Here is a 2681-nt window from a genome sequence, read left to right as displayed (position 1 = left end):
GCCACCAGACGGTGGCATTTATCGGGCTATTTTAACCTGATTCATTCACGCCGACTTGCGGCGGCGCAAATTTTATCGACGCCAGATAATTTTGTTAAGCGTCCATTTCTTCAGCGTATCATCCGACGGCATTAACCCTTCCGGCCCGTGCCACTCGCCCTTAAACAGGTAGCTAATATGCTGGCTGTTCGGTGCCTGACAGATAACCCCTTCCGCATCGTCGCCGGTGCCCTTTTCGCAGGCCCCGAACGCTTTGTCATAAAGGTCGCTGAAAGGCGTGCCAATTTTTACGCCGCTGGCGGTTTTAACGTCCTCATCCATGACATCAACCTGACTGACGCTGCCTTTTTCGCCGTTCACCACCAGCTTGACGTCTTTGTCTTTCATCGCCTCAAAGTAACGCACGATGGTGCCATTTTCGGTTTTCATGCCGCTGCGCAGGCGATAGTTATCGTTTAATCCCTCGCTCACGGCCTTCTCATCCATCGCGGTAGCGGAGGTCAGTTTGCCCACGCCCTGCTCGCTCACTTCAACGGAAGATCCAAACCAGTTCCACGGATAAGCGGAAGACCAGTTAACGGCAGACAGCGTGGAACAGCCGCTCAGAACCAGCGGCAGGCCTAACAGCATCAGGCGCAGAGATTTCATTGATGATTCCTTTTCAAAAAATGGTAACGGCCTTTGGAGTCCGGGGAAGGTAAAAAGTGCCGCCTTAATCGTTTTTCAGGGCAAAGTAATCCCGCAGCCGGCGGTTAGCCAGCAGCCACCAGAGCGCAAAAAGATCGGCCGCCAGCAAAACAATTGTGGTGCCGGTCAGCGCTTCGTCCCCGGCCAGTAACGCAAGCTGCCATACCAGCAGCCCAACCTGAGCGGCGACCAGCAGCCAGCGGAACGCCCGCCAGAATCCCGGCCACAGGTGGCGTCGCCCGCTGAGCATAAAGGCCAAAGCGGCCGGAATGCCGGGGATCAGCCCTAGCCAGAAATTATCTCGATCGGGATAAAACAGGCCCAGTAGCGCGTCGCCCTGTTGACGAGAAGCCCCGGCAAGCACCAGCAAAACCCAGGTACGGGCCTGTAATAACAACACCGCCCAGAACAGCAGCGGTGCTTTTAGGTTGCCTTGTGAGTCGTAATCAGCAGGCGGATACATGGCATAAACACATCTGAAAATTAATATTCCTGATCTTCAATCAGCCGCTTGCCGAGCAAAATGGTGTCCTGGTGCTCATAGTCGAGCTTTTCATAGAGGCCGATAACCAGATCGTTCTCTTCGCGCACCATGATGTGGATTTTCGGGCAGCCACGGGCAATCAGCTTCTTTTCCAGCCGGTTTAGCAACGCGTTAGCAATGCCCCGGCCCCGAAACTCCGGATGCACGCCCAGGTAATAAGCAGAGCCACGATGCCCGTCATAGCCGCCCATCAGCGAGCCGACGATTTCGCCGCCCACTTCCGCGACCAGAAACAGATCCGCATCGTGGTGCAGCTTACGTTCAATGTCCATTTCAGGGTCATTCCATGGGCGCAGTAAATCGCAGCGCTCCCAAAGGGTGATGACCTCTTCGAAATCTTCCTGGCGAAAAACGCGAATTTCCATGGTATTAGCCACCTTAAGCCGTAAAAGGTTGATTATGGCGTTAACCGTCCGTTAAGCCAATAACTGCCGCAAAAGCGCGAAAAAAATGGCATAATCTCCGACCAGTCACGAAATGAAACGAATGGATATACATTTCTGACTCCAGAGTGTCGTTTGCCTGGTGCCGATACGTTATAACTTCCCATCTGGACTCCATAAGATAAATAATTCATCCGCATGAGCAAAATTAAATCGCTAACGCAACTTACGACGCGCCGCCAGGTCCTGCTCACGGGTTTAGCGGCGTTAACGCTAACCGGTATGAACAAAGCGCTGGCAAAGGAAGAAGCCAAAACGCTGAAAACCACTAATTCCCACAGCAAAGTGGCTAAAAAATCCGGGGCGAAGCGCATTGTGATGCTCGACCCGGGCCACGGCGGCATCGACACCGGGGCTATCGGCCACGGCGGGTCGAAAGAAAAACACGTGGTCCTGGCCATCGCCAAGAACGTACGCAGCATTCTGCGCAGCAACGGAATAGACGCCAGGCTGACCCGCACAACGGACGAATTTATTCCGCTGTACGACCGGGTAGAAATAGCCCACAAGCACGGTGCTGACCTGTTTATGTCTATCCACGCGGATGGTTTCACCAGCCCAACCGCCGCGGGCGCATCGGTCTTTGCTCTTTCCAACCGAGGCGCAAGTAGCGCCATGGCAAAATATCTTTCCGACAAAGAGAACGCCGCGGATGACGTGGCGGGCAGCAAAGTGAAAGACAAAGATCACTACCTGCAGCAGGTTCTGTTTGATTTGGTCCAGACCGACACCATTAAAAACAGCCTCACGCTCGGCTCACACATTCTGAAGCAGATTAAGCCGGTGCATAAGCTGCACAGCCGCAGCACCGAGCAGGCCGCCTTCGTGGTGTTGAAGTCTCCGTCTATTCCTTCGGTGCTGGTGGAAACCTCGTTCATCACCAACCCCGGCGAGGAAAAGCTGCTCGGCACCACGGCCTTCCGCCAGAAAATTGCCACAGCCATTGCCTCCGGCGTGATGAGCTATTTCAACTGGTTTGATAACCACAAAGTCCACGGTAAGAAGCG

Annotated in this window: 4 protein-coding genes; 1 reads left to right on the top strand and 3 read right to left on the bottom strand. The window is 54.2% G+C overall.

What is annotated here, in order from left to right; translation table 11 throughout:
• Positions 1-72: 72 nt before the first annotated feature.
• The 3 genes from HX778_RS24875 to HX778_RS24865 all read right to left on the bottom strand — a co-directional run bounded on the left by HX778_RS24875 (position 73) and on the right by HX778_RS24865 (position 1596).
• Positions 73-648 carry an RpoE-regulated lipoprotein gene (locus tag HX778_RS24875; protein ID WP_038480405.1) on the bottom strand — a complete coding sequence of 192 codons (576 nt, stop codon included), beginning with the start codon at positions 646-648 and terminating at the stop codon, positions 73-75.
• Positions 649-712: 64 nt separating this feature from the next.
• Positions 713-1150, bottom strand: a complete 438-nt coding sequence (locus HX778_RS24870) for a DUF2919 domain-containing protein (RefSeq protein WP_038480403.1) — start codon at positions 1148-1150, stop codon at positions 713-715.
• Between the two features lie 20 nt (positions 1151-1170).
• Positions 1171-1596, bottom strand: a complete 426-nt coding sequence (locus HX778_RS24865; RefSeq protein WP_008459564.1) for a GNAT family acetyltransferase — start codon at positions 1594-1596, stop codon at positions 1171-1173.
• A 216-nt stretch (positions 1597-1812) separates the two neighbouring features.
• On the opposite strand from HX778_RS24865, the gene amiA reads away from it, so the two are divergent.
• On the top strand, positions 1813-2681 hold an 869-nt coding region (gene amiA / locus HX778_RS24860), incomplete at its 3' end, for an N-acetylmuramoyl-L-alanine amidase AmiA (protein ID WP_038480400.1).

This window comes from Cedecea sp. P7760 (genome assembly GCF_013386425.1).
GTDB classification, from domain to species: domain Bacteria; phylum Pseudomonadota; class Gammaproteobacteria; order Enterobacterales; family Enterobacteriaceae; genus Cedecea; species Cedecea selenatireducens.
This window is presented reverse-complemented; position numbering and strand designations above follow the sequence as displayed.